Raw genomic sequence first — 25,460 nt, forward strand, 5'->3', positions numbered from 1 at the left:
CAACGGCCCGAAGGTCCGTACCCGGGAAAACGGATCGTGCGAACTAAAGCGTTTACCATACGTTAGCACACATTGATTATGATAGATTGGTAAATATCGACACGGTCGTCCGTGAACGACCGAACGCTCGTCCGGTCGCTTCGGGTCGTGTCGAGAAACCGCCCCGTCGGGGCCGGGTAAAGGTCTATATGACGCGGTGTCGTGTGGCTTCACACGGAGGTATGTCTCTCACCGAACTGATAGCTGGCGTCGAAGCCCACGAGCGGACGCTCACGGTCTTCAACGCCGACGCCAGCGTCACCGAGACGTTGCGCGAGCACTTCGCCGACCGCAACGTCGTCGTCGAGCGGGGGGAGGCGGCGGGCGGGCCGCGCGACTACGTCGTCCTCAGCGAGGACGAGGAGTTCCTCACGGCCGCCGACGTCGACGACCTCGTCAATCCGCGGCGCGCGACGGAGCCGCACTTCGAGCGCGACAGTCCCTACCGGCCCATCCTCGATCACCTCGACGAGACCATGTTCACCTCCTACGACACGCGACAGATGATCGCCGCCTCGCGGGAGATCGAGGACCGCGCCTGGCGCGTCGGGAGCGGCGAACTCCACGCCGGCTTCCAGAAGCTCTCGGTACTCGGTACCCAGCTCGACGTCTACGAGCAGCTCGGCGGTCGGCGGAACCTCGACGTCCACGCCTACGCGGTTCCCGACGGGGAGGTTCCCGACCACGAGTCGTTCACCGTCCACGTCGAACGTTCGAGGGAGATCGCGAACTCGTGGTTCGTCGTCTACGACGGGGCGGGCGTCGACGCGAACAAGTGCGCGCTCCTGGCCGAGGAGCGCGAGCCGCGCCGGTACTACGGCTTCTGGACCTACGACCCCGACACGGTCGACTGGATCGTCGACCACCTGCGGAACACGTACGGACTCGTCGAGACCGGCGGCGACGACGCGGCCCGATGAGCGCGGCGACCGCCGCACCCGCCGACGCCTTTCGAGGCCCTTATCACGCGTTCGGCCTGTCTGTAGGACAATGACAACAGCGTTCGACCGCGGGCGGCGGTGGTTCTGATGCGGCGGCCCCTCCTCCTCGCGACGGTGCTGGTCCTCTCGGCGGTCGCGGTCGGCGTCGCGCCGACCGCGTTCGGACAGGAGGCCCCGGAGAACGGGACGAACGCGACGGCGGGAACTGACGGGGGAGCGGGAGCGCCACCGCAACCCCCCGCGCCGTCCGGTCCGCAGGCCGTCCCGGCCGACCTCGAGATCGCCTCGGCGAGTACGTCCGCGAACGCGGGCGGGACCGGGACCGTCGAGGTGGTCGTCGAGAACGACGGCGAGGAGGACCTCTCGGCGGTGGCCGTCACGCTGCAGTCGTCGAACGCGGCGCTCACGTTCGGCGGCGCACCCACCGCGCGGGTCTACGTCGGCGACCTCGGCGCGAGCGAGGAGGCGACGATCGAGGCCGAGGCGTCGTTCGCGCCGAGCGCGGAGAACCGCTCGTACGCGATCGACGTGACGGCGGACTACACCGACGAGGCGGGGAACCGCGGGCGCGCGGGGCCGTACGCGGCGGGCGTGACCCCCGGCGAGCGCCAGTCGTTCGCGATCGAGGACGGTAACTCGACGCTGCGCGTCGGGGCCGACGGTACCCTCTCGGGAACGATCGCCAACGCGGGGCCGAACGACGTGGAGGACGCCGTGCTCCTCCTGCGCGAGCGCGGGGGGACGGTCACCGCGACCGAGACCGAGTACGCCCTCGGCGACCTCGCCGCCGGCGAGGAGGCCCGGTTCGCGTACGACCTCTCCGTGAGCGACGCCGCGAGCGCCGGCCCGCGGCAGTTCGACCTCGTCGTCCGCTACCCGACCGACGACGGGAGCGTGACCGAGAGCGCCCCGCTGTACGTCGCGACGAACGTGAGCGCCGAGCGGGACGCCTTCGCCGTCGAGTCGATCCGGACGAACGTCTCGGCAGGCGACTCCGGCGAGGTTCGCCTGCGCGTGACCAACGCCGGCGACGAGCGCGTGACCGACGTGTCGGCGAAGCTGTTCGGCGACGACCCCGTGTCGGTGGACGACAGCGAGGCGTACGTCCGGGCGCTCGACCCCGGCGAGTCCGCCACGCTCACCTTCCGGGTGAGCGTGGCCGGGAGCGCGCTGGCGAAGGACTACCCGGTCTCGCTCGACTTCCAGTACGACGACGGCGACGGCGACACGCGGCTCTCCTCGACCTACCGTGTGCCCGTCGAGATCGAGCGAGGGGAGGGCGGCGGGGTGCTGTGGCAGCGGTGGCTGCTGGGGGTCGGCGGCCTCGGCGCGCTCGCGCTCGGCTACCTCCTCGTCGGTCGCCGCTGACCGACGATGGACGTCGCGCGCCTCGTCGATCGGGTCGACGCCCTCGTCGTCGAGCGGACGAAGACGGTCGTCCTCGCCTTCCTGCTCCTGACGGGCGTGTTCGCCGTTGGCCTCGGGAACATCTCGACGGAGACGGGCACGGACCAGTTCACGACCGACGTCCCCGCGCAGGCGGCGTTCGAGGACGTGAGCCGCGAGTTCACGCCGCCGTTCGCGCCGGGCACCGCGAGCACGTCGCTGATCCAGCGCGAGGGGAACGTCCTCTCGAAGCCCGCGCTGCTGCGGATGCTCGAAACGCAGGAGGCGCTCTCGGAGCGCCCCGACCTCCGCGTGGTCGGCACGAGCAGCGCCGCCCAGGGGGTCGCCCGCGAGCTCGATCCGACCGCGACCACGCTCGACGCACAGATCCGCGCCGTCGAGCGGGCGACCCCGGGCGAGATCGACGCCGCCGTCCGCCGCGCCGCCGATCGACCGGGCTTCGACGCCAGCCTCTCGACGGACTTCAACCCCGAGTCGGCCACCGCCTCGGCGAGCATCGGCTCCGTCTCCCACGACGTCCCCGCCTACTCCGAGACCGCCGGTCCCGGCGGGAGCGCCGACGCGCTGACGAGCATCCAGCTCAGGTCCGAGCGGGTCGTCGCCGCCACCGCGCCCGGCATCGAGGTGTTCGGCTCGGGGCTCGTGAACGACGAGTTCTCGCGGGTCATCTTCGACTCGCTGATCGTCGTCGTGCCGGCCGCGGCGCTGTTCATCGTCCTCTTCCTCGTCGTCGCCTACCGCGACCCGCTCGACCTCCTGCTGGGGGTGGTCGCGCTGGCGATGACGCTCGTCTGGACGTTCGGGTTCACCGGGCTCGTCGGCGTCCCGTTCTCCCAGCTGCTCATCGCGGTGCCTCCGCTGCTGCTCGCGGTCGGGATCGACTTCGGCATCCACGCGATCAACCGCTACCGCGAGGAGCGCCCCACCGCGTCGCGCGACGAGTCGATGCGCCGCACCCTCCGACAGCTCCTCGTCGCGTTCTTCATCGTCACCGGGACGACCGTCATCGGCTTCGCCGCCAACGGGACGAGTTCGCTCGGCCCGATCCGACAGTTCGGCCTCGTCGCCGCCGTCGGCATCACGTTCACCTTCCTCATCTTCGGGGTGTTCCTCCCGGCGGCGAAGCTCCTCCTCGACCGACTGGCCGCCGACACGTGGCTCCCCCAGTTCAGCCAGCAACCCCTCGGGCGCGAGGGGACCGCCCTCGGGCGCGCGCTCTCGGCCGGCGTCGTCCTCGCGCGGCGCGCGCCGGTCGCGGTCCTGCTCGTCGTCGCCGTGCTCACGGTCGCCGCCGGGGGCTACGCGACGGGCGTGGACACGAGCTTCCGGCAGGAGGACTTCCTCCCGCCCGAGGAGACGCCCGCGTACCTGGACGCCCTCCCCGAACCGTTCGCACCCGGGGAGTACACGGTCACGAGCACGCTCGACTACCTCGAATCGAACTTCGCCTCCGGCAACCGGCAGTCGGTGACGGTCTACGTCGAGGGGCCGATGGAGCGCGACACCGCCCTGGAGGCGATCCACCGCGCGGAGGAGGACCCGCCCGCACCCCTCGTCAGCGAGGACCGCCGGGCGCGCTCCGAGAGCGTCCTCTCGGTGATCCAGGCGCGGGCGGCCGCCGACCCCGAGTTCGCCGCGCTCGTCGAGCGCAACGACCGGGACGGCAACGGCGTCCCCGACCGGAACCTCGGGGAGGTGTACGCCGCGCTCGAATCGTCGCCCGCGGGCGAGGGGGCCGAGCGCTACCTCGCGCCCGACCACCGGAGCGCGCAGGTCGTCTACGCCGCGGAGGGCGACGCCGAGCAGGACGCCGTCGCCGACGCGGGTCGACGGATGGCCGAGCGCCACCGCGCCGACGCGACCGCCACCGGCCAGACGGTCGTCTTCGCCGCCGTCTCGGACGTCATCTTCGCGTCCGCGTTCCGCAGCCTCGCGCTGGCGCTCGCGCTCACCGCCGTCTTCCTCGTGGTCGTCTACCGCGCCATCGCGGGCTACTGGTCGCTCGGGATCGCCAACCTCGTCCCGATCCTCGTCACCCTCGCCCTCATCGGCGGGTCGATGCGCGCGCTCGACATCCCGTTCAACGCGCTCACGGCGACGATCCTCTCGATCACGATCGGCCTCGGCATCGACTACTCGGTCCACGTCGTCCACCGCTTCGCCGACGAGTACGAGGAGCGCGACCTCGGGCCGGCGCTGACCCGGACCGTCCAGGGGACCGGCGGGGCGCTCACGGGAAGCATGCTCACCACGGTCTTCGGCATCGGCGTGCTCGTGCTCGCCATCACGCCCATCCTCGGGCAGTTCGGCGTCCTCACCGGCCTCTCGATCCTCTACGCCTACCTCACCGCGCTGCTCGTCACGCCCGCGACGCTCGTCGTCTGGGCGCGGCTGGAGGGGCTGGTGAACGGGGTGACGAACGGGGCGGCGTGATCAGAGCACCGACTGCATCTCCTCGAACCGCTCCAGGTCGTGCCCGAGGACGACGTAGGCGTCGTTCCGGCGCTCGATCTCCCGCGCGCGGGCGAGCGTCTCGCGCCACGCGGCGTTGTTCCAGAGCAGGCTCGTCGCCATCGGCCGCCCCTCCTCGTAGTTCGCCGCCACGTACGCCTCGTCGCCGACGACGAGCACTGGATCGTTATCGGACCGGTGGATCAGTGCGCCCAGTAACCCCGGCGTGTGTCCGGGCAGATGGAGCAGTTCGACCCCCTCGAAGGGCGTCGCGCGCTCCCCGTAGACCACCCGCCAGTTCAGGTCGTGGTCGAAGTCCGACGCGAGGTAGGCGATCGAGCCCTCCGTCGTCTTGGCGCTGAAGTAGGCGTAGGGCAGTTCCTCGGCGTGGACGTAGATCGGCACGTCCGTCCCGGCGAAGTGTTCGAGGCCGCCCGCGTGATCGAGGTGGAGGTGGCTCGTCACCACGGCGTCGACGTCGGCCAGGTCGTAGCCCGCCGCGTCGAGGTCGTCCGGGAGGGGGTGGTCCGCGGCGTCGACGTGCGCGAACGCGTCGTACAGCGGTTCGGGCCAGTAGCCGTCGCCCGCCTCCGGATGCGACCCGGTGTCCCAGAGCACGGTCGCCTCCGGCGTCTCGATCACCAGGTTCCACACCGCGAACGCGGCGTAATCGTGTTCGGGGTCCGGGTTCGACGCCGTGGCGACGGCGGAGCCGTCGACGACGAAGTTCGTGTCGGCGCGGACGCGCCCTCGATCCAGCACGGTGAGATCGACGTCTGCCATGCCGTACCTGTCGGCCGGGCGTAGCATAAAACGCGAGTCCGGACGCGGGGAGTCGACGGCCGATCGGGCCCGCGGAGCGGGTTATTGTTTGACACGGTGAGAGTATTCCGTACGTAGTAGTCGCCGCAGTCGCTAAGCCCCAGCAGTGCGAACGCGTCGCATGGCCCCGCCACCGATCGAGGAGTGGCCCGACGCTCCCCTGACGGAGCGCGAGGCGCGCGACCTGCTCGGCGGCGACGCCGTCGCGGTGTGGGTGATGGACCACGACGAGGCCACTCGTGCCGCCGTCGCCCCCGACGACGGACGGGCGGACGGCGTCATCGACGTCGTGCTCGAGACCGACGACGCCTACCGTCCGTACGGCTACACCCGCTACGGCTGCACCCGCCACGGCGACGGAACGGGGTGGGTCGCCTGCGGGGCCGAGCGTAAGGGGACGGACGGAGCCGAGCGGGTGCGGGAGGCCCTCGAGGACTACCGCCTCCTCGTGGACGATCGGGACCGGTAGGCGACGCCCTCATCCACGCCCGCGTCCTACTCAGTATCGACGGACGCGGCGCGTTCGACGCCCGTCGCCGAGCGCCGACCCTGTCCGCCGTGAGACCATGATCGACATCACAGCGGAAGTCGAAACCTGGCCCGGCGTCTCGACCGCGCCACACCGCTTCGCGGGCCGGGAGTTCACCGTCGGGGGGCGCGAGATCGGCCACCTCCACGGGGAGTGGCAGGTCGACGTACCGCTCACGAGGCGACTCAGGGACGCTCTGGTCGAGGAGGGCGTCGCCTCGCCGCACCACGTCCACCCCGAGTCCGGGTGGGTGACCTACTACCTCGACAGCGAGGCGGGCACGAGGGGGGCGGTATGGCTTCTCCGGCTGTCGTACCTCCGACACGTCCGGGCGCTCCAGCGCCGGGACGACGCGCCGCCCGAGGTCGAGGCGGTCGACGTCGGCGCGGTGGTCGACCGGCTGAACCCGAGCGCCGCCGTCCGCGAGGCGCTGGGCGTCGGGACGGTCACGTAGCCGGAGCCCTCCCCCGCGTCGCTCGGTAGCGCGCGACCCCCCGAGGTGCGTTTAAGCCGGCACGCGCGCACCGTCGACCATGACCGACGCCGAGTACGACTACCGCCCGGTCCCCGACGCCGACGTCGAGGCGTTCCGCCGACTCGTCACCTACGCCTTCCGCCCGACCGAGCGCCCGGACCCGCTCGACGGTCCGGACGACCTCCCCGCTCCGGCGCGGATCGGCGCGCGCCGGGGCATCTACGACGGCGACGAACTGTGCTGCACCGGCCGACACCACTGGTTCACCCACCGCATCAGGGGCGAGCGGCACGCCGTGGGCTACCTCTCGGTCGAGGAGGCGGCGCGGTTCGGTCGCCTCGACGCGAGCGCCGAGGCGCGCGAGACGCTTTCGGCCCTGTTCCCGCCGGAGGAGACGGTCCTCCGCGAGGGCTTCTGAGGGCTTCGGAACCCTACCGGAGGTAGAGGACGACTCCCGCGAGGAAGACGACGACGCCCAGCAGCGTCGTCGCGGGTTCGGGGAACACGACGAGGCCGAGGCCGACCAGCACGAGCAGCGTCGCGCGGCGCATACGTCCCCGACGCGGGGAGGCGACGAAAAGGTTGGGGCCCCGATCAGAACGTCGACTGGCTGTAGACGAGGTTGCGCTGGATCTCGTTCGCGCCCTCGTAGACGACCGGGATGCGGACGTCGCGGTAGACCCGCGAGACGCGCCGATCCCGGAGGATCGATCGCCCGCCGTGGAGCTGCATCGCGCGCTCGGCGCAGTCGTTCGCCGTCTCGGTCGCCTTCGTCTTCGCCATCGCGGCCCACAGCCCGGCGTTGTCCTGGGCCGCGACCCTGTCCGCGGCCCGCCAGGTGAGCGCTCGTGCCGACTCGAACTCCGTGCGCATGTCCGCGAGGATGTGCTGGACGGCCTGGAACTCGCTCACGTCGCGGCCGAACGCCTGCCGGCCGTGGACGAACTCCCACGCCTCCTCGATGGCGGCGGCGGCCAGCCCCAGGCCGTGCCCGCCCACGACCACGCGGCCGTGGTTGAAGAACTCCGCGAGCATGTAGAAGCCCGCACCCTCGACCCCGATCAGGTTCTCCTCCGGGATCCGGCAGTCGTCGAGGACGATATGTCCCTGCTTGGAGGCGCGCATGCCGATCTTCTCGGGGATGTGCTCGGCCTCGTACCCCGGCGCGTCCGTCGGGACGATGAACAGCGAGTAGTTCGAGTAGCGGTCGTCGGAGTCGCCCGTCTTCGCGTAGAGGGTGACCCAGTCGCCCTCGACGGCGTTGCCGATCCAGTACTTTTCGCCGTCGATCACCCACTCGTCGCCGTCGCGCTCGGCGCTCGTGGTCATCCCCGCGAGGTCGCTGCCCGTCTCCGGTTCGGAGGCGGCGAGCCCCGTGATCGCCTCGTTTTCGGCCACCGGACGGAGGTACTCCTCCTTCTGCTCCTCGCTGCCGAACTCCTCGACGATCTCCGCGCCGAAGGAGGCGAGCATCATCGTCAGGCCGATGCCCGCGTCCGCGCGGAAGAACTCCTCGGCAATGGCGAGCATCTCGTGGAGGTCGAGGCCGCGCCCGCCGTACTCCTCGTCGATGTCCTGGGCGACGAGCCCCGCGTCCATCCCCGCCTCGAGGATCTCCCACGGGTACTCCCCGGAGTTGTGGTACTCCCGTGCCACGGGGGCGATGTGCTCCGCGGCGAACTCGCGGGCCTCCCGCTTGACGCCCCGCGCGTGCTCCGGAACGACGCCCTCGTCCAACAGTTCCATAGTCACCGAGTACGGTTTCGAGCGTAATGTAGCTCCTGAAACCCGTAACGCCGGAACGACAGTTCAACGGGAAGGTCCGAAAACGAGTCGCTTCGAGTCTCAGTCGTCGTCGGGGGCCGCCTCCTCGGGGGCCTGCCCCTCGAACATCGACGCGTCGCTGTACCGATCGCGGAGGTCCTTCTTCGAGAACTTCCCGGTGGCGGTCTTCGGGACGTCGTCGATGAACACCACGTCGTCGGGGAGCCACCACTTCGGGTACTCCGCCGCGAGCATGTCCATCACCTCGGACTCGACGGTCGCCTCGTCGGCCCCCTCCGCGGCGACGATGAACGCGATGGGCCGCTCCTGCCACTTCTCGTGGGGGACGCCGATGACCGTCGCCTCGGCCACGCCGTCGTGGGCCATGACGGAGTTCTCCAGTTCGACGCTGGAGATCCACTCCCCGCCGGACTTGATCACGTCCTTCGCGCGGTCGACGATCTTGATGTAGCCGTCCTCGTCGACGGTGACGACGTCGCCGGTCTTCAGCCAGCCGTCCTCGAAGTCCTCCTCGTTCGCGTCGGGGCGCTTGAAGTACTCCGTCGTCACCCACGGGCCGCGCACCCAGAGCTCGCCGAAGTCCTCGCCGTTCCACGGCACCTCCTCGCCGTCGTCGTCGACGACGCGGAACTCCAGGCCGGGCACCATGAGGCCCTGCTTGGCGCGCTTGTCCACCTGCGTCTCGTAGTCAGCACTCTCCAGGTCCGCCTTGAGGTGCGAGATGGAGCCGATCGGCGACATCTCGGTCATGCCCCAGGCGTGGAGCACCTCGACGCCCCGGTCGTCGAACCAGCGGATCATGGACTTCGGCGCGGCCGACCCGCCGACGATGACGTGTTCCAGCGACGAGAGGTCGACGTCGTGCTCCTCGCAGTAGTCCATCAGCCCGAGCCACACGGTGGGAACGCCCGCGGTGATGGTGACCGCCTCCTCCTCGATGAGGCCGGCGAGGTCCTCGGGGGTCGGCGAGGGGCCGGGGTAGACGTGCTTCGCGCCGCCGGCGGTGGTAGTGAACGGCATCCCCCACGCGTTGACGTGGAACATCGGCACGACGGGCATCACCACGTCGTCGGAGGCGATTCCGAGCCCCTGGGGCGTGATCGTCGCCATCGTGTGCGCCCAGAGCATCTTCTGGGTGTACTCGACACCCTTCGGGTTTCCGGTCGTGCCGGAGGTGTAGCACATCCCCGCGGGCTGGTCCTCGCCCACGTCCGGCCAGTCGTACTCCGTCGGACGGTCGCCGATGAACTCCTCGTAGGAGACGACGGGATCGAGCGAGGTCTCGGGGGGCTCCTCACCCATCACGACGTACCGCTCCACCGCGTCGAACTCCGGCGACTGGACGGCGGGTTCGAGCGCCTCGATCAGCGACGGATCGACGAACAGCACACGGTCCTCGGCGTTGCCGACGATGTAGCGGATGTGCTCTGCAGGGAGCAGTGGGTTGATCGTGTGCAGCTGCGCGCCGATGGAGGGCGTGGCGAAGTACGCCTCGAAGTGCCGGTGGTGGTTCCAGCAGAACGTCGCCACGCGGTCACCCGCCTCGATGCCGAGGTCGTCGAGGGCGTTCGCGAGCTGGCGGACGCGGTCGCCGTACTCCCGGTAGGTGTAGCGCGTGATGCCCTCCGCCGTCCGAGAGACGATCTCCGTGTCCGGGTAGAGCCGTTCGGCTCGCCAGAGAAACGGTCGAAGCGTCATGTCAGTGCCGCCTGGCATGTACGAACGGTGGAACTGCTGACTACTAACGTTTGTCATAGAACCGAGCCCCGTCTGGCGATCGACGCGCCGCTACCCGGTGCGGTAGCTCACCGCGATCCCCTCCCCGACGGGGATCAGCGCCGTCTCGAACGCCGGATCGTCGCGGACGGTCGTCAGGTACTCGTGGACGCCGCGCGTGTGCTCGTCTGTCTCGACCGATTCGCCGTCCATCAGGGCGACCAGCGCGTCGAAGTCGATCGGATCGGCGGTGATCGCGTTGTCGGCGACGACCACGCCGCCGGGGGCGACCTTCCCCCGAACGGCGCGGAACGCCTCCGCGTAGCGATGCTTCTCGTTGTCGATCAGCACCGCGTCGAACGGGCCGTCGTAGCGCTCGACGACCTCGACCGCGTCGCCCTGCTCGAAGGCGGCGCGGTCGAGGTAGCCGCCGCGCTCCAGGTACGCGCGGGCGCGGGCGAGGTCATCCGGGTCGCGGTCGGTGAGGACGACCTCGCCGGACTCGGGGAGCGCCCCGGCGAACCAGTAGGCCGAGTAGCCAAATCCCGAGCCGAACTCGAAGATCCGTTCCGCACCGACCATCGTCGCGAGCAGGCGCAGCCAGCCTCCGACGGCGGGGCCGACCGTCGGGAAGTCCCGCTTCTCGGCGTAGGCGTCCATCTCCGCGACGACCGCGTCGGCGTCGGGACCGACGAGGCGGGCGAACCGTTCGATGCGCTCGGGAACGACGTCGTTCATGGCTCCGTCTCGCGCGGCGAGGGCAAAAGCCTCGGGGCGAACAGGCGACTCCGCGGACAGTGCTCGCGAGGCATGGTGTCGCGCTACCGTGAGTGAGGCCGGAGGCCGAACGAACGGACTCGGCGCGGACCGAAGGGAGCACCGAGGTTTTGGTCCAGGTTTTGCCCGGGAGCGGCCTCCGGCCGCTCCCGCAGCAAAAGGTGGGCGAACAGGCGACGCGGGGGGCCGGCGGGAGCCGCCCGGGGGTCTGCGGGCGGCCGGCGAGGGGGCGTGCGGCGGTGCGTCGCGCAACCGCGGAACGCCGCACGGCGACTCTCAGCGCACGGGGTCGCTGGCCTCCCCCTCGTATGTAAACGTTCGGACACCGTGATCGCGTGACGACGCCTTTATCCGGGCGGTCGTCGATCCTCGGACAATTTGCATGGGATACGAGGGTGACGATGCGAGCGAGGGGGACAGCCCGACCGGGGTGGACGACCCGGTCGAGGGAGGAGCGTCGAGCGAGGGGAGAGCGTCGCTGGTCGAGTACGGGATCGAGGACAGGCCGCCGATGGGGACGTCGGTGGTCCTCGGCGTCCAGCACTACCTCACGATGGTGGGGGCGAACATCGCGGTGCCGCTGATCCTTGCCGGCCTGATGGGGATGCCGGAGGACGTGACGGCGAAGTTCGTCGGGACGTTCTTCGTCGTCTCCGGGGTCGCGACGCTGGCGCAGACGACGTTCGGGAACCGGTATCCGATCGTCCAGGGCGCGCCGTTCTCGATGCTCGCGCCGGGCATCGCCATCGTCGCGGCGGCCCCCGCCGTCGCCGGGTTGCCCGACTGGCAGTCGAAGCTGCTCTACCTCCAGGGGGCGATCGTCGTCGCGGCGCTGGCGGAGGTCGCCATCGGCTACCTCGGCGTCGTCGGCCGCCTCCGCTCGTACATCTCGCCGGTCGTCGTCGCCCCCGTGGTGGCGCTCATCGGCCTGTCGCTCTTCTCCGCCCCGCAGATCGTCGACGTGAACCCCGGCGTCGCGGGCGCACAGCAGAACTGGTGGCTCGTCGGCCTCACGCTCGGGCTCATCGTCCTGTTCTCGCAGTACCTGGGGGACCGGAGCCGGGCGTTCGGCCTCTTTCCCGTCATCCTCGGCATCGCCGGTGCGTGGACCGTCGCGGCCGTCCTCTCGGTCGCCGGGGTGTACGCGCCGGGGTCGATCGGCTACGTGGACCTGCGCTCGGTCGCCTCGGCGGAACCGGTCTACGCCGTCTACCCGTTCATGTGGGGGATGCCGAGGGTCCAGGCGTCGTTCGTCGTCGGCATGTTCGCCGGGGTCCTCGCGTCGATCATCGAGAGCTTCGCGGACTACCACGCCGTGGCCCGCCTCTCGGGCGTCGGCGCGCCGAGCGAGCGACGGATCAACCACGGCATCGGCATGGAGGGGCTGATGAACGTCTTCGCGGGGATGATGGGGACCGGCGGGTCGACCTCCTACTCGGAGAACATCGGCGCGATCGGGTTGACGGGGGTCGCCTCGCGCTACGTCGTCCAGATCGGCGCGACGGTGATGCTCGTCGTCGGCTTCGTCGGCTACTTCGGGACCCTCATCGCGACCATCCCGGACCCCATCGTCGGCGGGCTCTACATCGCCATGTTCGGGCAGATCGTCGCCGTGGGGTTGTCGAACCTGAAGTACGTCGACCTCGACTCCTCGCGGAACCTCTTTACGATCGGCCTCGCCGTCTTCGCGGGGATGGCCGTCCCCTCGTACATGAGCGCGGTGGGCGACGCGACGGCGTTCCAGCAGGGACTCGCGACCGTACCCGTCGTCGGGTCGGTCCTCGCGACGAACGCCGTCGGCGGGACCCTCTACATCCTCGGGACGACGAACATGGCCGTCGGGGGGATCGTCGCGCTCTTCCTCGACAACACGATCGAGGGGACGCCCGAGGAGCGCGGGCTGGCCGACTGGGCCCGCATCGCCGAGGGCGACGAGGACTTCCAGTCCGCCTACGACCGGTTCCTCCGCGGCGAGGGGACGTCCGCCGAGAGCGCCGACTGACCGGCCGGAGAATCGGTCGTCCCGCCGTCTCAGGCGTTCGGCGTGATGACCGCCCGGCCCTCGATCTCGCCGTGTTCGAGGCGCTCGGCCACGTCGTTGATCTCCTCCAGCCCGTAGCGCGATGTGTGGAGTTCGACGTCGCCCTGCGCGACGAGAGCCATCAGTTCCTGGAGCTCGGTGTACTTGCCGACGAGCGTGCCGACGTAGGAGAACTCGCCGCTGACGAGCGACTGCGCCGGTTCGTGGACGTGCCCGCCGTACCCGACGACGTGGTGTTCGCCGGTCCCGGCGACGATCTCCGGCGCGAGCGCGAGCGTCGGATCCCGCCCCACGAAGTCGACCACCTGCTTCGCCAGCTGGCCGTCGGTGATCGACTCGATCTCGGCGGGCACGTCGTCGCTCCCCGGATCGAGCGTGTAGTCCGCGCCGAGCTCCTCGGCCAGTTCGCGCGCCTCCGACTTCACGTCGAGGGCGACGATCCGTGCGGCGCTCATGGCATCCAGACACTGCAGCCCGATGTGACCGAGCCCGCCCACGCCAACCACGACGGCGTAGTCGCCGGGGACGAGCCGCGAGACGGCCTTCTTGACGGCGTGGTAGGCGGTGATCCCCGCGTCGGCGTGGGGGGCGATGTCGATCGGATCGACGCCGTCGGGCAGCGCCACCACCGACCGCTCCGAGGTGAGCAGCGCCTCCGCGAATCCCCCGTCGGTCGTGAGCCCCGGGAACGAGAGGTTCACGCAGTGCATGTCCTCGCCCATCCGACAGGGCCGACACTTCCCGCAGGGGAGGACCGGGTGACAGATGACCCGGTCGCCCTCGGCGACGGTCGTCACCTCCTCTCCGGTCTCGACGACGGTCCCGGCGTTCTCGTGGCCCAGCGTCAGCGGGAGGTCCTGCTCGACGTAGTCCGTCCACATCCCCTCGATGATGTGGTTGTCCGTCTGGCACCAGCCCGCGCCCTCGACCTCCACGATCACGTGATCGGAGCGCGCCGGTTCGGGGCGGTCCACCTCGTCGATGGAGAGCGCCTCGCTCATGTCGTCGGTGTACTCGTGTAGTCGGGCGGCTCGCATGGCGTTCCACCGCACGTCCGGCGACGAGTAAAAGGTATGTCCACGGCGTCCAGACGTTCAGGATCACGTCAATTAGTCACAAGTGATTTGCTACCATGTGCTCATGTAGAATCGGTATGTACCAGTACGACGGGGAGGACGTGTTCGTCCTCGACTCGCACGTCCACATGTGGGACGCGAGCGAGGAGAACATCGTCCACGAAGGGGGAGAGCAGTTCATCCAGTGCTTCTACGACTACCACACCGGTTTCACGCCCGAGGAGCACCAGTGGGACCTCTCGGAGTACCGCAAGTACGGGCCCGATCGGCTGCTTCGCGACCTGTTTCGCGACGGCTACGTGGACGTGGCGATCTTCCAGCCGACGTACCTCAGCGAGTTCTACGAGGAGGGGTTCAACACGACCGAGCAGAACGCCGAACTGGCGGAGGAGCACCCCGAGCGATTCATTTTAAACGGACGGTTCGACCCGCGCGACGGCGAGGAGGGCCTCGAGCAGCTCGAACGCGACCACGAGCGGTACGACCTCCAGGGGGTGAAACTCTACACCGCCGAGTGGAAGGGCGACTCGAAGGGCTGGCGGCTCGACTCCGAAGAGGCCTTCGAGTACCTCGAGAAGTGCGCCGAACTCGGCATCGAGAACATCCACCCGCACAAGGGACCGACCATCCGCCCGCTCAACCGCGACGCCTTCGACGTCGCCGACGTGGACGACGCCGCCACCTCGTTCCCGGAACTCAACTTCGTCGTCGAACACGTCGGACTGCCGCGGCTCGACGACTTCTGCTGGATCGCCGCCCAGGAGCCGAACGTCTACGGCGGCCTCGCCGTCGCCGCGCCGCTCGCGCTGTCGCGCCCGCGGAAGTTCGGCGAGATCCTGGGCGAACTCCTGTTCTGGCTGGGCGAGGACAGGGTGCTGTTCGGCAGCGACTACGCCATCTGGGAACCCGACTGGCTCGTCGAGGCGGTCATGGAGTTCGAACTCGCGTCCGATCAGGAAGCCGAATACGGCGTGGAGTTCGACCTCGACGTGAAACGGAAGGTGATGGGAGAGAACGCCGCGCGGCTCTACGACATCGACATCCCGCGGCGGGCGAGCGACCTCCGGGGCGACGAGATCAGCGAGCGGTTCGACCTCGCCGATCAGTACGACCGAGGTCCGGCGGCGGCCGACGACTGATGAGCGGACGCGCCTCCGCGGTCACGCGAACGGCCGTCCTCGACCGGCTGGACCGGGTCACCGACCCGGAACTCGACCGCTCGATCGTCGAGCTAGAGTACGTCGAGCGCGTCGAGGTCGACCCCCCGCGCGTCTCCGTCCGGATGGCGCTCCCGACGGCGTGGTGCTCGCCCGCCTTCGCGTGGATGATGGCGAGCGACGCCCGGGAGGAGACCCTCGCGCTCGACGGCGTCGAGGCGGTCCGGGTCGAACTGGTCGATCACATGCACGAACGGGAGATCACCGAGGGAGTGAACGCGGACCGCGACTTCGAGGCGGTCTTCGAGGACGCGACGGAGGGCGTGGAGGCGGTCCGGGCGGTCCTGGACGACAAGGCGCGCCTGGCCCGCCAGTACCGGGCGGTCGAGGCGCTGCTCGACGCGGGCGTGCGCCCCGCGCAGGTCGCCCGCCTCCGCCGCCGGGACGTGACCCTCGACGCCGAACCCGACCGCGCGTCGGTCGACCTCGACGGGGACGCGCTCGTCGTGTTCGTCCCCCGCGAACCGCTCGCGCGCTACGTCGAGAAGGCGACCGACGCGGGGATCGCCGAGGGACCGGACGACCGCCTGTTCGCCACGCCGGACGGCGACCCGTTCACGGTCGATTCGTTCGACCTCGTCCACCGGCGCGCGCGCCTGGCGAGGACGAACATGACGGGACAGGGGACGGTCTGCGACGGCCTCCGTCGGGCGCGGTACGGAAGCGGAGGCGGCGTCGCCGAGACGGACGACTGATCCGGGCGCGGGCGGCGAGCGGGATGCCAAACGCTTAGTTTTCGGGGTGGGTTCCCCCGGTAATGGCAGGTTCTGACGGCCTCGATCCCGAGGAGTCCGTTCGCGAGGCGGTCGAGCGGTCGAGAAGCGGCGCGCCGGCGGTCGGGAAGGTCGTCCGGGATCGCTTCTCCTCGGACGAGGTGTTCCAGCGGATCGTCGCGGCCGCAGACGAGGAGATCACCTCCGGGAGCCGGGAACTGTTCTTCAGCGCGCTCGCGGGCGGCTTCGCCATCACCATCACGTTCCTGCTGTACGTCTCGCTGACGGCCGAGACGGGCGGCGATCCGGTGTTGAGCGCGCTCCTCTACCCCCTCGGGTTCATCTACATCATCATCGGCGGCTATCAGCTGTACACGGAGAACACGCTGCCGCCGGTCGCGCTCACCCTCGAGCGGTTGGCCAGCGTCCCGGCGCTGCTGCGCAACTGGCTGGTCGTGCTGGCGGGCAACTTCGCCGGCGGGGCGGCCGGGGCGGCCGCCCTCGCGTTCGGCAGCGTGCTCTCGCCGGAGGCCGCGACGGTCGCGGCGGAGTTGAGCCAGAAGGGCGTCGAGACTGGGTGGTGGTCCCTGTTCACCAAGGCGGCCTTCGCCGGGCTCATCGTCGCCGGCGTCGTCTGGGTCGAGTACGCCGCCCGCGACACCATCTCCCGGCTCGTGGTCGTCTACCTGGCCTTCCTGTCGATCCCGCTCGGCGGCCTGTTCCACTCCGTCGTCTCCTTCACCGAGATGACGTACCTGGTCCTGCTCGGCGAACTCACCGTCGGCGTCGGGATGACCGAGTTCGTGATCCCGGTCCTGCTCGGCAACACCGTCGGCGGCGTCGTGCTGGTGACGGTCGTCAACTACTTCCAGACGACGGAGACGCGCCTCCGATCCGCCCGGTTCGAGGGCGCGAAACGACAGCTCTCGGTGCGGGAGTGGCTGTTCGGCGGGCTCGTCGGCCGCTCGTACGTCCCGCTGATCGACACCACCGAGGAGCTACCGCCCGACGAGGACACCTACCGCGTCCTGGTTCCGATCTCGAACCCGCGCACCGAGTCGCACCTCACCGACCTCGCCTGCACGCTCGCCGGCGAACGGGAGGACGCCGTCGTCCACGCCGTCCACATCGTTCAGGTACCCGAACGGGCGGCCGGGAGATACGGTGCAGCCCAGCGCGAGCGGATCGTCTCCGAGTCCGACGACCTGCTGGAGAGCGTCCGCGAGCGGGCGGAGACCTACGGCGTCGACTGCGAGACCTCCACGGTCGTCACCCACCGCTCGTTCGAGGAGATCTTCACCCTCGCCGATCGCAAGCGCGCCGACCTCGTGGTCATGGGCTGGGACGACGACCGCCTGTGGGCCGCCGGCCGCGCCGAGCGGCCGCTGAGCGAACTCACCAACCAGCTCCCCTGCGACTTCCTCGTGCTCAAGGATCGCGGGCAGGACGCCTCACGGGTCCTCCTGCCGACCGACGGCGACGACAACAGCGACCTGGCCGCCGAGGTGGCGCGGGGGCTCCACGCCACGGTCGGCTCCGAGATCACGCTCCTGCACGTCGTCGACGGTCCCGACGAGCGCGAGGCCGGCGAGCGGTTCCTCGCTGACTGGGCCACCGAGCACGACCTGGACGACGCCGCCCTCGCGGTGGACGACTCGGGCGACGTGGAGGGCGCGATCGCCCGCGAGGCCGCGGACCACACGCTACTGCTGATCGGCGCGACCGACCGGGGGCTGCTCTCCCGCCTCCTCACCGACTCGCTTCACTTCGACGTCGTCAACGACACGAACCGGTCGGTGCTGCTCGTCGAGCGGGCCATCGAACGCACGCTCCGCGAGCGGCTCTTCGGGGGGTAGAACCCGCCGGGGCGACCCGGCTCAGTCCCGCCACTTGATCGAACAGCCCCGCGAGGGCATGAAGTCGAGGGCCACGTCCTCGCCGGCGAGCACGGCGTCGATCGCCTCGCGGACGTAGAGCTCCGTGGGCTCCGCGTCCGGGTTGAGCGCGTCGTCGAGGCGGCCGTGGTACGCGAGACGGAACTCGGCTCGCTGCCCGTCGCCGCTCGCGCTCCCCGAGGCGCGTCGCTCCCCGCTGCCCTCGCGTCGGCCGAACAGGTACGGGTCGGGCGTGCAGACCGCGCCGTAGTCGCGGGCGACCGCCTGGCTCTCGTCGCGGAGGTAGGCGTCGTAGCGGATCGTCCCGTCCTCGACGAGTTCGACCATCCGGTCGAAGGAGTCCTCCGGGTACTCCTCGGCGTCGTTGGGATTGATCCCGACGACGGCCACCTCGTCGTACGCCGCCGCGATCTCGTTGAGCAGGTCGAACTTCGCCTTCGCGTAGGGGCAGTGGTTACAGGTGAACACCAGCAGCAGCGCCTCGTAGTCGGCGAAGTCGGCGAGGGAGTACTCCTCGCCGTCGGTGCCGGGGAGCGCGAAGTTCGGCGCGGCGTCGCCGCGTTCGAGTTCCTGAACGGATTCTTCGAGTACCATGGCCGAACGTAGGGATCGAAGGGGAATGTGTGTTTTCCCGTTCGGTGCGATCCGCCCGCCTGGTGGATGGTGCGCGTGCGCTCGCGCGAACGGGACTTACAAGCTGTAGAAAACGCCGCCGACCTCAGCGGACGGCGAGGGGCGCGCCGGCCGCGGCGGGGCGCTCGGCGTACTGCCTGATTTCGACGCCGCGGGCGCGGAGGCTCTCGGCCATCCGGCCAGGTGTCACTCCCGCGTAGTTCGCGGCCTGTTCGAGCGTGATGTCGCCCGTCTCGTAGAGTGCGATCGCCGTCCCGACGGCGTGGGTGCGCATGTGAACAACGATGCGGTTTACCCCTATAAGTATATCGTGAGATAATATATCTATAAGGTCCATCCGCCCTCCCTTCGAGGCGTTCCGAGATGTGAAGGGCCGCTAGAGGGATCGAACCGCGCGGCCCGCGAGGAGAAAGCCTCTTTATCGCCGTCCTCCCGACACGTGGCATGGACACGCAGCGCGACGTCCTCGACCTGCTGTGCGAGAACGCCCGATACGACACCGCCGACATCGCACGTCAGCTCGGCGCGGCGGAGGAGGAGGTAGCGGCGGCCATCGACGCGCTCGAGTCCGACGGGGCGGTCCGCGGCTACCAGGCGGTCGTCGACTGGGACGCCGTCGACGGGGAGCGCGTGCGCGCGTTCGTCGAGTGCAACGTGACGCTCGACCGCGAGACGGGCTACGACGACATCGCCGCGCGGCTCGTCAAGTTCGACGAGGTGCGCACCCTCAGGCTGGTCAGCGGCGACTACGACTTCGCGCTGACCGTCGAGGCCGACTCGATGAGCGAGCTCTCCCGGTTCGTCAGCGAGCAGATCGCGCCCGTCCCCGAGGTCACCCAGACGGTGACGCACTTCATAATGGAGAGCTACAAGGAGGCCGGCATCGAGTTCGGCGACGGCCACGACGACGATCGACTGTCGGTGACGCCATGAGCGGGCCGAACCCGACGACGGAACCGATCGGCCCGCTCCGGGTGTCCGACCGCGTCCGGCAGGTGCCGCCGTCGGGGATCCGTCGCTTCTTCGAACTCGCGGAGGAGATGGACGACGTCATCTCGCTCGGCGTCGGGGAGCCGGACTTCACCGCCCCGTGGCGCGCGCGACAGGCCGCCATCGAGTCGCTCGAGCGGGGGCGCACCTCCTACACCGCGAACCGCGGAACCCGGGAGCTGCGCGAGGCCATCGCCGCCGACTGCCGCGAGCGCCACGGCCTCGACTACGACCCCCACGAGGAGGTGCTCGTGACGGCGGGCGCGAGCGAGGGGATCGACCTCGCCTTCCGCGCGCTCGTGAACCCCGGCGACACCGTCGCCGTCGCCCAGCCCTCCTACGTCTCCTACGTCCCGGGGGTCGTCTTCGCGGGCGGCGAGGTGCTCCCCGTCCCGACGCGCGTCGAGGACGACTTCGCGCTCACCCCCGAGGTGCTCGCCGAGGCGGGCGCGGAGGAGGCGGACGCGCTCGTCATGTGCTACCCGAACAATCCGACCGGCGCGACGTTGACGCGCGAACAGGTGGCCGCGGTCGCCGACTTCGCCCGCGAGCACGACCTCGCGGTCCTCGCGGACGAGATCTACGCGGAACTCACCTACGAGGGCGAGCACGCCTCCATCGCCACCCAGGAGGGCATGCGCGAGCGCACGATCGTCTTCAACGGCTTCTCCAAGGCCTACGCGATGACCGGACTGCGCCTCGGCTACGCGCTCGGCCCGGCGGAGGCGATCGGCGCGATGAACCGCGTCCACCAGTACACGATGCTCTCGGCGCCGACGACGGCCCAGTACGCGGCCCTGACGGCCATCGAGGAGTGCGGCGACGAGGTGGTGGAGATGCGCCGTCAGTACGACCGCCGCCGGAAGTTCGTCCTCGCGCGGTTCGCGGAGATAGGGATCGACTGCTTCGAGGCCACCGGGGCGTTCTACGTCTTCCCGAGGTGCCCCTGGGACGACGCCGACGCGTTCGCGGAGGCGCTGCTCGAGGCCGAGTCGGTCGCCATGGTCCCCGGAAAGGCCTTCGGCGCGGGCGGGGAGGGCCACCTCCGCGTCTCCTACGCCACCGGCCTCGACGACCTGCGGGAGGCGATGAACCGCATCGAGCGGTTCGTCGCCTGATACCCACGTACCCGGTCGATTTACCCGACAGGTACGGGTTCGATACATTCACAATATGGACAAAAAGTTTTTTGACACGTGGGGCGTGGAACCGTCATGGCCAGCAAGGACGCCCTCGCGGACCGAGCGGGGATCCCGGAGGGTTCGGGCGACGAGGAGGCGTCCGACAGCGCGGACGGGACGCCTGTCGCGGTCGGGGAGTACACCTGGGAGGACTACAAGCGCGAGTACTTCTACGACGAGGACGGGGAGCCGCCACGCACCGGTGGGGAGGCGGTGGCGTTCGACGAGAGCGAGGCGCTCGGGTTCGACTCGACGCGGCTCTCCGGGCGGTTGAGCCGGGGCGGGACGGCGGCGTCGGTCCTCGACGGGATCGTCGAGGCGCGCACGGTCGACGTCGACCCGAACGTGGACGAGGACGAGTTCTTCTCGACCGTCGAGGGCCACTCGACGGTGGTCGGCCGCTACGACCTCGAACGGGCCGTACCGCTCGCGAAGAAGTCGCACTTCCGCGAGGTCGACCGCTACTGGGTGAACAAGCCCTACGCGTTCGTGATCATCTTCCACTCGGAGAGGGAAAACGAGCGGAAGTACTACGTCGTCGAGCCACACTTCACGCCGATCGAGCGCGACCTGCGGGAGTTCCTCACCGGAAAGCTCCGAACCGCCATCAAGTACTCCGACGACGACATCGTCGTCAAGGGGGGCGAGGAATCGCGGGGCGAGGTCATCGCCCGCGAGACCAAGCGCCTGCTCGACCGGTACAACCTCTACGAGGGCGACATCGCGGCGCTGGCCTCCGAGCCGCGCGCGGCGGGCGGCGCGGCCGAGGGCGAGGAGGGAGACGACGGGGGAGAGGAGGACGCGTCGGGGGTCGTCGCGCGGCTGAAGGGGCTGTTCGGCTTCGAGGACGAACCGGTCGTCCGCTCGGGCGACCTCGACGGCATCGCCGTCCGGCCAGAACCGGCGCTCGTCGAGGAGGACGCCCCGACGCTCACCGAGTACCAGGTCGAGAAGCTACTCTACGTGCTCCGACGGGACTTCGTCGGCTACGAGCGCATCGACGCGATCAAGCACGACATCAACGTCGAGGACGTCTCCTGTGACGGGTACAACTCCCCGGTGTTCGTCTACCACACCGACCACGAGCAGATCATCTCCAACGTCTACCACGGCGAGTCGGAGCTCGACGACTTCGTGGTGAAGCTCGCCCAGCGCTCGGGCAAGGGCATCTCGAAGCGCCAGCCACAGGTCGACTGTAGCCTGCCCGACGGGTCGCGCGCGCAGCTGACCCTCGGGAGGGAGGTGTCGGACCACGGGACGAACTACACCATCCGCCAGTTCAAGGACGTCCCGTTCACGCCGATCGACCTCATCAACTGGAAGACGTTCTCGCTCGACGAGATGGCCTTCCTCTGGCTCTGCATCGAGAACCACAAGTCGCTCATCTTCGCGGGCGGGACGGCCTCCGGGAAGACCACCTCGCTCAACGCCGTCTCGCTGTTCATCCCCTCGCAGTCGAAGATCGTCTCCATCGAGGACACCCGCGAGGTGGAACTCCCCCAGCGCAACTGGATCGCGAGCGTGACCCGACCCTCCTTCTCCGACGACGGGAAGGGGGACGTAGACGAGTTCGACCTGCTGGAGGCCGCGCTCCGCCAGCGCCCCGAGTACATCGTGATGGGCGAGATCCGCGGCGAGGAGGGGCGGACCCTCTTCCAGGTCATGTCCACGGGCCACACCACCCTCACCACCTTCCACGCGGACTCGGTCGGGGAGGTGATAAAGCGGTTCACGACCGAGCCGATCAACGTCTCGAAGACGATGTTCACGGCCCTCGACCTCGTCTCGGTCCAGACCTCGACGCGCGTGGGCGGCAGCAAGGTCCGCCGGAACAAGTCGATCACCGAGATCAACCGCTACGACGCCGAGAACGACGAGATCAACGTCCGGGACGTCTACCAGTGGCAGGCCGAGAGCGACGAGTTCCTGGATACGGGCCAGTCGAACACCGCAGAGGAGATCACCTTCGACCGCGGGTGGTCGCCCGACCGGCTCGGGGAGGAACTGTTCACCCGTCGGCTGGTGCTCGCCTACCTCATCGAGCGCGGGCTGAACACCTACACCCAGGTCGCGGCGACCCTCCAGGCGTTCATCAACGACCCCGACACCATCCTCACGCTCATCGCCAACGACGAACTCGAACGGAGCCTGGAGGACCTCCGGGAGATGGAGTCGGTGGAGATCGACATCGACCCCGAGAAGGAGGAGATGGTCCCCCGACCCGATCCGCTCCCGGAGATCCTGGAGGAGGTGCGCGGGATCCTGCGGGAGGGCGAGTCGCTCCTGTCGACGTACGAGGGAGAGCGCGTCGACGGGCTGGAGGACGCCGTCACCTCGATGGCCGCGGGGGATGTCGACCCCCCCGGCGACCTCGACGACCTCGACGACCTCGACGACCTCGACGGTCCCGACGAACCCGACAGTCCCGATGATCCCGACGAACCCGATGAACCCGATGATCCCGACGGCTTCGGCGGTTTCAGACCGAAGGGGGAGGACGGATGAGCCTCGGATCGGCGACGGATGCGCAGTTCGGGAGCTCGGACACTCTGGGCGACGCGTTCTACCCCCTCTACCGCCGGGTGTTCGACGAGGACAGCGAGTTCGTCGAGTCGGTCGAGCGGAAGCTGGCCGAGGCGCGAATGGCCCACACCGTCGAGCTGTACCTCTCGCGCGCGATGGCCGTCGGCGTCCTGGTCGGGGGGCTCCTGTGGGTGCTCGGAACCCTCCTCACGTACCTCGTCTTCGAGCTGTTCGTCGTCGGGACGCCGAGCATCCTCGGGGTGCCCCTCGACCCGGAACTGCTGGCCGTCGTCCAGGCCGTCAAGGTCCCCGCGCTGATCGCCCTCGGCGGGGTGGTGTTCGGGGCCGTCGGGTTCGCGCTCGGCTTCGGATCGCTCGCGGCGGTCCCGTACTACGTGGCCGGCGAACGGAAGCGGGAGATCAACGTCCTCCTCTCCGACGCCGTCTCGTTCATGTACGCACTCTCGGTCGGCGGACTCAACCAGCTCGAGATCCTGGAGGCCATCGCGACCGCGGACGACACCTACGGCGAGGTGTCGAAGGAGTTCCAGAGCATCGTCCTCGAGACGCAGTACTTCGACACCGACTACCGGACCGCCATCCGAAACCAGGCGCTCCGGACGCCGAGCGACGAGCTGGGCCAGTTCCTCACCGACATGCTCTCGATCGTCAACTCCGGCGGGAACATGGCGCGCTTCCTCGAGGACCAGAAGGACAAGCAGATGCGCACCTCGAAGCAGGAACAGGAGACGATCCTCGAGACCCTCGAACTGTTCGGGGAGATGTACATGACCCTCTCGCTGTTTCCCCTGCTGCTCATCATCATCCTCGTCATCATGAGCATGATGGGCGATGCCCAGACGACGCTGCTGTACGGGACGGTCTACGGCCTGATCCCGCTCGTCGGGGTCGGCTTCCTCGTGCTCATCTCCACGGTCGTCCAGGACGAGGTCGGCGACGGCTACCTCCGGGCGGACGACGGGCGCGACGAGGAGGGCGGCGGGCTGTTCGGCCTCGGCCTCATCGAGCGCTACGCCGGGCGCTACCGCGTCTTCGACCGCGTCCGGAGCCGCGAGGGGACCCACGAGACCGTCGAGATACTCAGGAACCCCCACCACTTCTTCCGGGATCACCCGCTCACGGTGCTGTTCGTCACCGCGCCCGCGACGCTCGTGCTGCTCGCGTTCTTCGTCCTCGCGGGGTTCGTCCCCCTCTCGGTCGACGGGCTGAAGGACGCGCCCGTCCGCAGCACGTTCTTCCTCCTCTACGTCCCGCTCTACGTCAACCTCGTCCCGCTGACGGCGTTCTACGAGTGGAACGTCAAGACGCGCCGCAGCGTCGTCGGGAAGCTCTCGGAGGACCTCCGAAAGCTGTCGTCGGCGAACGATACGGGAATGACGCTCCTCGAGTCGATCGAGGTCGTCGCCGACACCTCCCGGGGACGGCTCGCCGACGAGTTCGAGACCATCCACGCGAAGGTGCACTACGGGACGAGCCTCAAGGAGGCGCTCCGCGAGTTCAACAACGCGTACCGCATCCCCCGGCTCGCCCGGACCGTGAAGCTCATCTCGAAGGCACAGGAGGCGTCGAGCCAGATCACCGCCGTCCTGACGACCGCCGCGCAGGCGAGCGAGAACCAGGACGACATCGACCGTGACCGCAAGTCCCGTACCCGCATGCAGGTGGTGATCATCATCATGACGTTCGTGACGCTCCTCGGGGTGATGGCCATCCTCAAGGTGAAGTTCCTCGACGTGATGGCCGGACTGGCCTCGCAGGCGTCGAGCGGCGCGGACGGCGGATCGAGCGGCGGCGGGGGGTTCGGCGGCAACGTCGACACCGACCTGCTGACGCTCCTGTTCTTCCACGCCGTGACGTTCCAGGCGATCATCTCGGGCGTCATCGCAGGGTACATCCGCGACGTCAGCCTCCTGGCCGGGGCGAAGTTCGTCGTCGTCCTGCCGACGCTCGCGCTGCTGGTGTTCATCGTCATATGAGGGAGGAACGTCTCTTCCGTGGAGCACCGTCCGGGCGACCGGGCGTCCCAGGAGGAGTACTAGGAGCATAATACAATGCGAGTCGCCTGGGAGAGTTAGTGTTCGTTTCATGAAGGATTTAAGTAGTAGTGTCCTGCTATCGCATGGCAAGATGGCTGCGAAGCAGACACTGAAGGACGTAGATCACACACCACCGAACGGCGAATCGGTCGAGAGCGTCTGGGAACGAGGTGCGGAGCGGGCGGACTGAGC

The 25,460-nt window shown here is 69.3% G+C and carries 22 protein-coding genes; 15 read left to right on the forward strand and 7 right to left on the reverse strand.

All coding sequences use genetic code 11. The annotated features are described in order from the left end of the window. Nucleotides 1-221: 221 nt before the first annotated feature. The 3 genes from P1K31_RS06675 to P1K31_RS06685 all read left to right on the forward strand — a co-directional run bounded on the left by P1K31_RS06675 (nt 222) and on the right by P1K31_RS06685 (nt 4,820). On the forward strand, nt 222-959 hold the full coding sequence (locus P1K31_RS06675; protein ID WP_276305507.1) for a DICT sensory domain-containing protein: 738 nt from the start codon (nt 222-224) through the stop codon (nt 957-959). 108 nt (nt 960-1,067) lie between these two features. Continuing rightward, the gene (locus tag P1K31_RS06680; protein ID WP_276305508.1) at nt 1,068-2,348 is read left to right on the forward strand and encodes a COG1361 S-layer family protein; all 1,281 of its coding nucleotides are present in this window, start codon (nt 1,068-1,070) and stop codon (nt 2,346-2,348) included. Between the two features lie 6 nt (nt 2,349-2,354). Next, the gene (locus P1K31_RS06685) at nt 2,355-4,820 is read left to right on the forward strand and encodes an efflux RND transporter permease subunit (RefSeq protein WP_276305509.1); all 2,466 of its coding nucleotides are present in this window, start codon (nt 2,355-2,357) and stop codon (nt 4,818-4,820) included. Here P1K31_RS06685 and P1K31_RS06690 read toward each other — a convergent pair whose 3' ends face one another. Further along, a complete protein-coding gene (locus P1K31_RS06690) occupies nt 4,821-5,621 on the reverse strand; it encodes an N-acyl homoserine lactonase family protein (RefSeq protein ID WP_276305510.1) in 801 nt (266 codons plus the stop codon). Nucleotides 5,622-5,781: 160 nt separating this feature from the next. On the opposite strand from P1K31_RS06690, the gene P1K31_RS06695 reads away from it, so the two are divergent. From P1K31_RS06695 to P1K31_RS06705, 3 genes are all read left to right on the forward strand, one after another. Further along, entirely contained in the window at nt 5,782-6,129 is a 348-nt protein-coding gene (locus P1K31_RS06695; protein WP_276305511.1) for a hypothetical protein, read from the forward strand. Nucleotides 6,130-6,226: 97 nt separating this feature from the next. Then, nucleotides 6,227-6,643, forward strand: coding sequence for a luciferase domain-containing protein (locus P1K31_RS06700; protein WP_276305512.1), 417 nt, complete (start codon nt 6,227-6,229; stop codon nt 6,641-6,643). A gap of 79 nt (nt 6,644-6,722) precedes the next feature. Beyond that, a complete protein-coding gene (locus P1K31_RS06705) occupies nt 6,723-7,082 on the forward strand; it encodes a GNAT family N-acetyltransferase (protein WP_276305513.1) in 360 nt (119 codons plus the stop codon). Nucleotides 7,083-7,258: 176 nt separating this feature from the next. Here the strand turns inward: P1K31_RS06705 and P1K31_RS06710 are convergent, their stop codons facing one another. From P1K31_RS06710 to P1K31_RS06720, 3 genes are all read right to left on the reverse strand, one after another. Further along, the gene (locus tag P1K31_RS06710) at nt 7,259-8,410 is read right to left on the reverse strand and encodes an acyl-CoA dehydrogenase family protein (RefSeq protein WP_276305514.1); all 1,152 of its coding nucleotides are present in this window, start codon (nt 8,408-8,410) and stop codon (nt 7,259-7,261) included. A gap of 99 nt (nt 8,411-8,509) precedes the next feature. Further along, nucleotides 8,510-10,165: a long-chain fatty acid--CoA ligase gene (locus P1K31_RS06715; RefSeq protein ID WP_276305515.1), complete on the reverse strand. Its 1,656-nt coding sequence runs from the start codon at nt 10,163-10,165 to the stop codon at nt 8,510-8,512. A 72-nt stretch (nt 10,166-10,237) separates the two neighbouring features. Beyond that, complete coding sequence (locus P1K31_RS06720; protein WP_276305516.1) at nt 10,238-10,903, reverse strand: O-methyltransferase; 666 nt, start codon at nt 10,901-10,903, stop codon at nt 10,238-10,240. 421 nt (nt 10,904-11,324) lie between these two features. On the opposite strand from P1K31_RS06720, the gene P1K31_RS06725 reads away from it, so the two are divergent. Next, a complete protein-coding gene (locus tag P1K31_RS06725; RefSeq protein ID WP_379793945.1) occupies nt 11,325-12,944 on the forward strand; it encodes a uracil-xanthine permease family protein in 1,620 nt (539 codons plus the stop codon). Between the two features lie 29 nt (nt 12,945-12,973). Here P1K31_RS06725 and P1K31_RS06730 read toward each other — a convergent pair whose 3' ends face one another. After that, complete coding sequence (locus tag P1K31_RS06730; protein ID WP_276305517.1) at nt 12,974-14,020, reverse strand: NAD(P)-dependent alcohol dehydrogenase; 1,047 nt, start codon at nt 14,018-14,020, stop codon at nt 12,974-12,976. A gap of 116 nt (nt 14,021-14,136) precedes the next feature. Here P1K31_RS06730 and P1K31_RS06735 point away from each other — a divergent pair, with 116 nt between their 5' ends. The 3 genes from P1K31_RS06735 to P1K31_RS06745 all read left to right on the forward strand — a co-directional run bounded on the left by P1K31_RS06735 (nt 14,137) and on the right by P1K31_RS06745 (nt 17,845). Next, complete coding sequence (locus P1K31_RS06735; RefSeq protein ID WP_276305518.1) at nt 14,137-15,198, forward strand: amidohydrolase family protein; 1,062 nt, start codon at nt 14,137-14,139, stop codon at nt 15,196-15,198. Continuing rightward, nucleotides 15,198-15,971 carry an iron-sulfur cluster assembly protein gene (locus P1K31_RS06740; RefSeq protein ID WP_276305519.1) on the forward strand — a complete coding sequence of 258 codons (774 nt, stop codon included), beginning with the start codon at nt 15,198-15,200 and terminating at the stop codon, nt 15,969-15,971. Before P1K31_RS06735 ends, P1K31_RS06740 begins: the two co-directional genes overlap by 1 nt. A gap of 62 nt (nt 15,972-16,033) precedes the next feature. Next, a complete protein-coding gene (locus P1K31_RS06745; protein WP_276305520.1) occupies nt 16,034-17,845 on the forward strand; it encodes a formate/nitrite transporter family protein in 1,812 nt (603 codons plus the stop codon). Between the two features lie 21 nt (nt 17,846-17,866). Here P1K31_RS06745 and P1K31_RS06750 read toward each other — a convergent pair whose 3' ends face one another. Beyond that, nucleotides 17,867-18,478, reverse strand: coding sequence for a thioredoxin family protein (locus P1K31_RS06750; protein WP_276305521.1), 612 nt, complete (start codon nt 18,476-18,478; stop codon nt 17,867-17,869). Between the two features lie 124 nt (nt 18,479-18,602). Beyond that, on the reverse strand, nt 18,603-18,791 hold the full coding sequence (locus tag P1K31_RS06755; RefSeq protein WP_276305522.1) for a DUF7317 family protein: 189 nt from the start codon (nt 18,789-18,791) through the stop codon (nt 18,603-18,605). Between the two features lie 170 nt (nt 18,792-18,961). Here P1K31_RS06755 and P1K31_RS06760 point away from each other — a divergent pair, with 170 nt between their 5' ends. The 5 genes from P1K31_RS06760 (at nt 18,962) to P1K31_RS22205 (ending at nt 25,458) form a co-directional block, all read left to right on the forward strand. Further along, entirely contained in the window at nt 18,962-19,450 is a 489-nt protein-coding gene (locus P1K31_RS06760) for an Lrp/AsnC family transcriptional regulator (protein WP_276305523.1), read from the forward strand. Further along, nucleotides 19,447-20,625 carry a pyridoxal phosphate-dependent aminotransferase gene (locus P1K31_RS06765; protein WP_276305524.1) on the forward strand — a complete coding sequence of 393 codons (1,179 nt, stop codon included), beginning with the start codon at nt 19,447-19,449 and terminating at the stop codon, nt 20,623-20,625. Before P1K31_RS06760 ends, P1K31_RS06765 begins: the two co-directional genes overlap by 4 nt. A 96-nt stretch (nt 20,626-20,721) precedes the next feature. Then, nucleotides 20,722-23,193 (forward strand): type II/IV secretion system ATPase subunit, encoded by a 2,472-nt coding sequence (locus P1K31_RS06770; RefSeq protein WP_276305525.1) that lies wholly within the window; start codon nt 20,722-20,724, stop codon nt 23,191-23,193. Continuing rightward, on the forward strand, nt 23,190-25,208 hold the full coding sequence (locus P1K31_RS06775) for a type II secretion system F family protein (RefSeq protein WP_276305526.1): 2,019 nt from the start codon (nt 23,190-23,192) through the stop codon (nt 25,206-25,208). Before P1K31_RS06770 ends, P1K31_RS06775 begins: the two co-directional genes overlap by 4 nt. Before the next feature lie 151 nt (nt 25,209-25,359). After that, a complete protein-coding gene (locus tag P1K31_RS22205) occupies nt 25,360-25,458 on the forward strand; it encodes a DUF7989 family protein (RefSeq protein ID WP_465261742.1) in 99 nt (32 codons plus the stop codon). Nucleotides 25,459-25,460: the final 2 nt, after the last annotated feature.

Source organism: Halomarina halobia, assembly GCF_029338575.1.
In the GTDB taxonomy this organism is placed as follows: Archaea; Halobacteriota; Halobacteria; order Halobacteriales; family Haloarculaceae; genus Halomarina; species Halomarina halobia.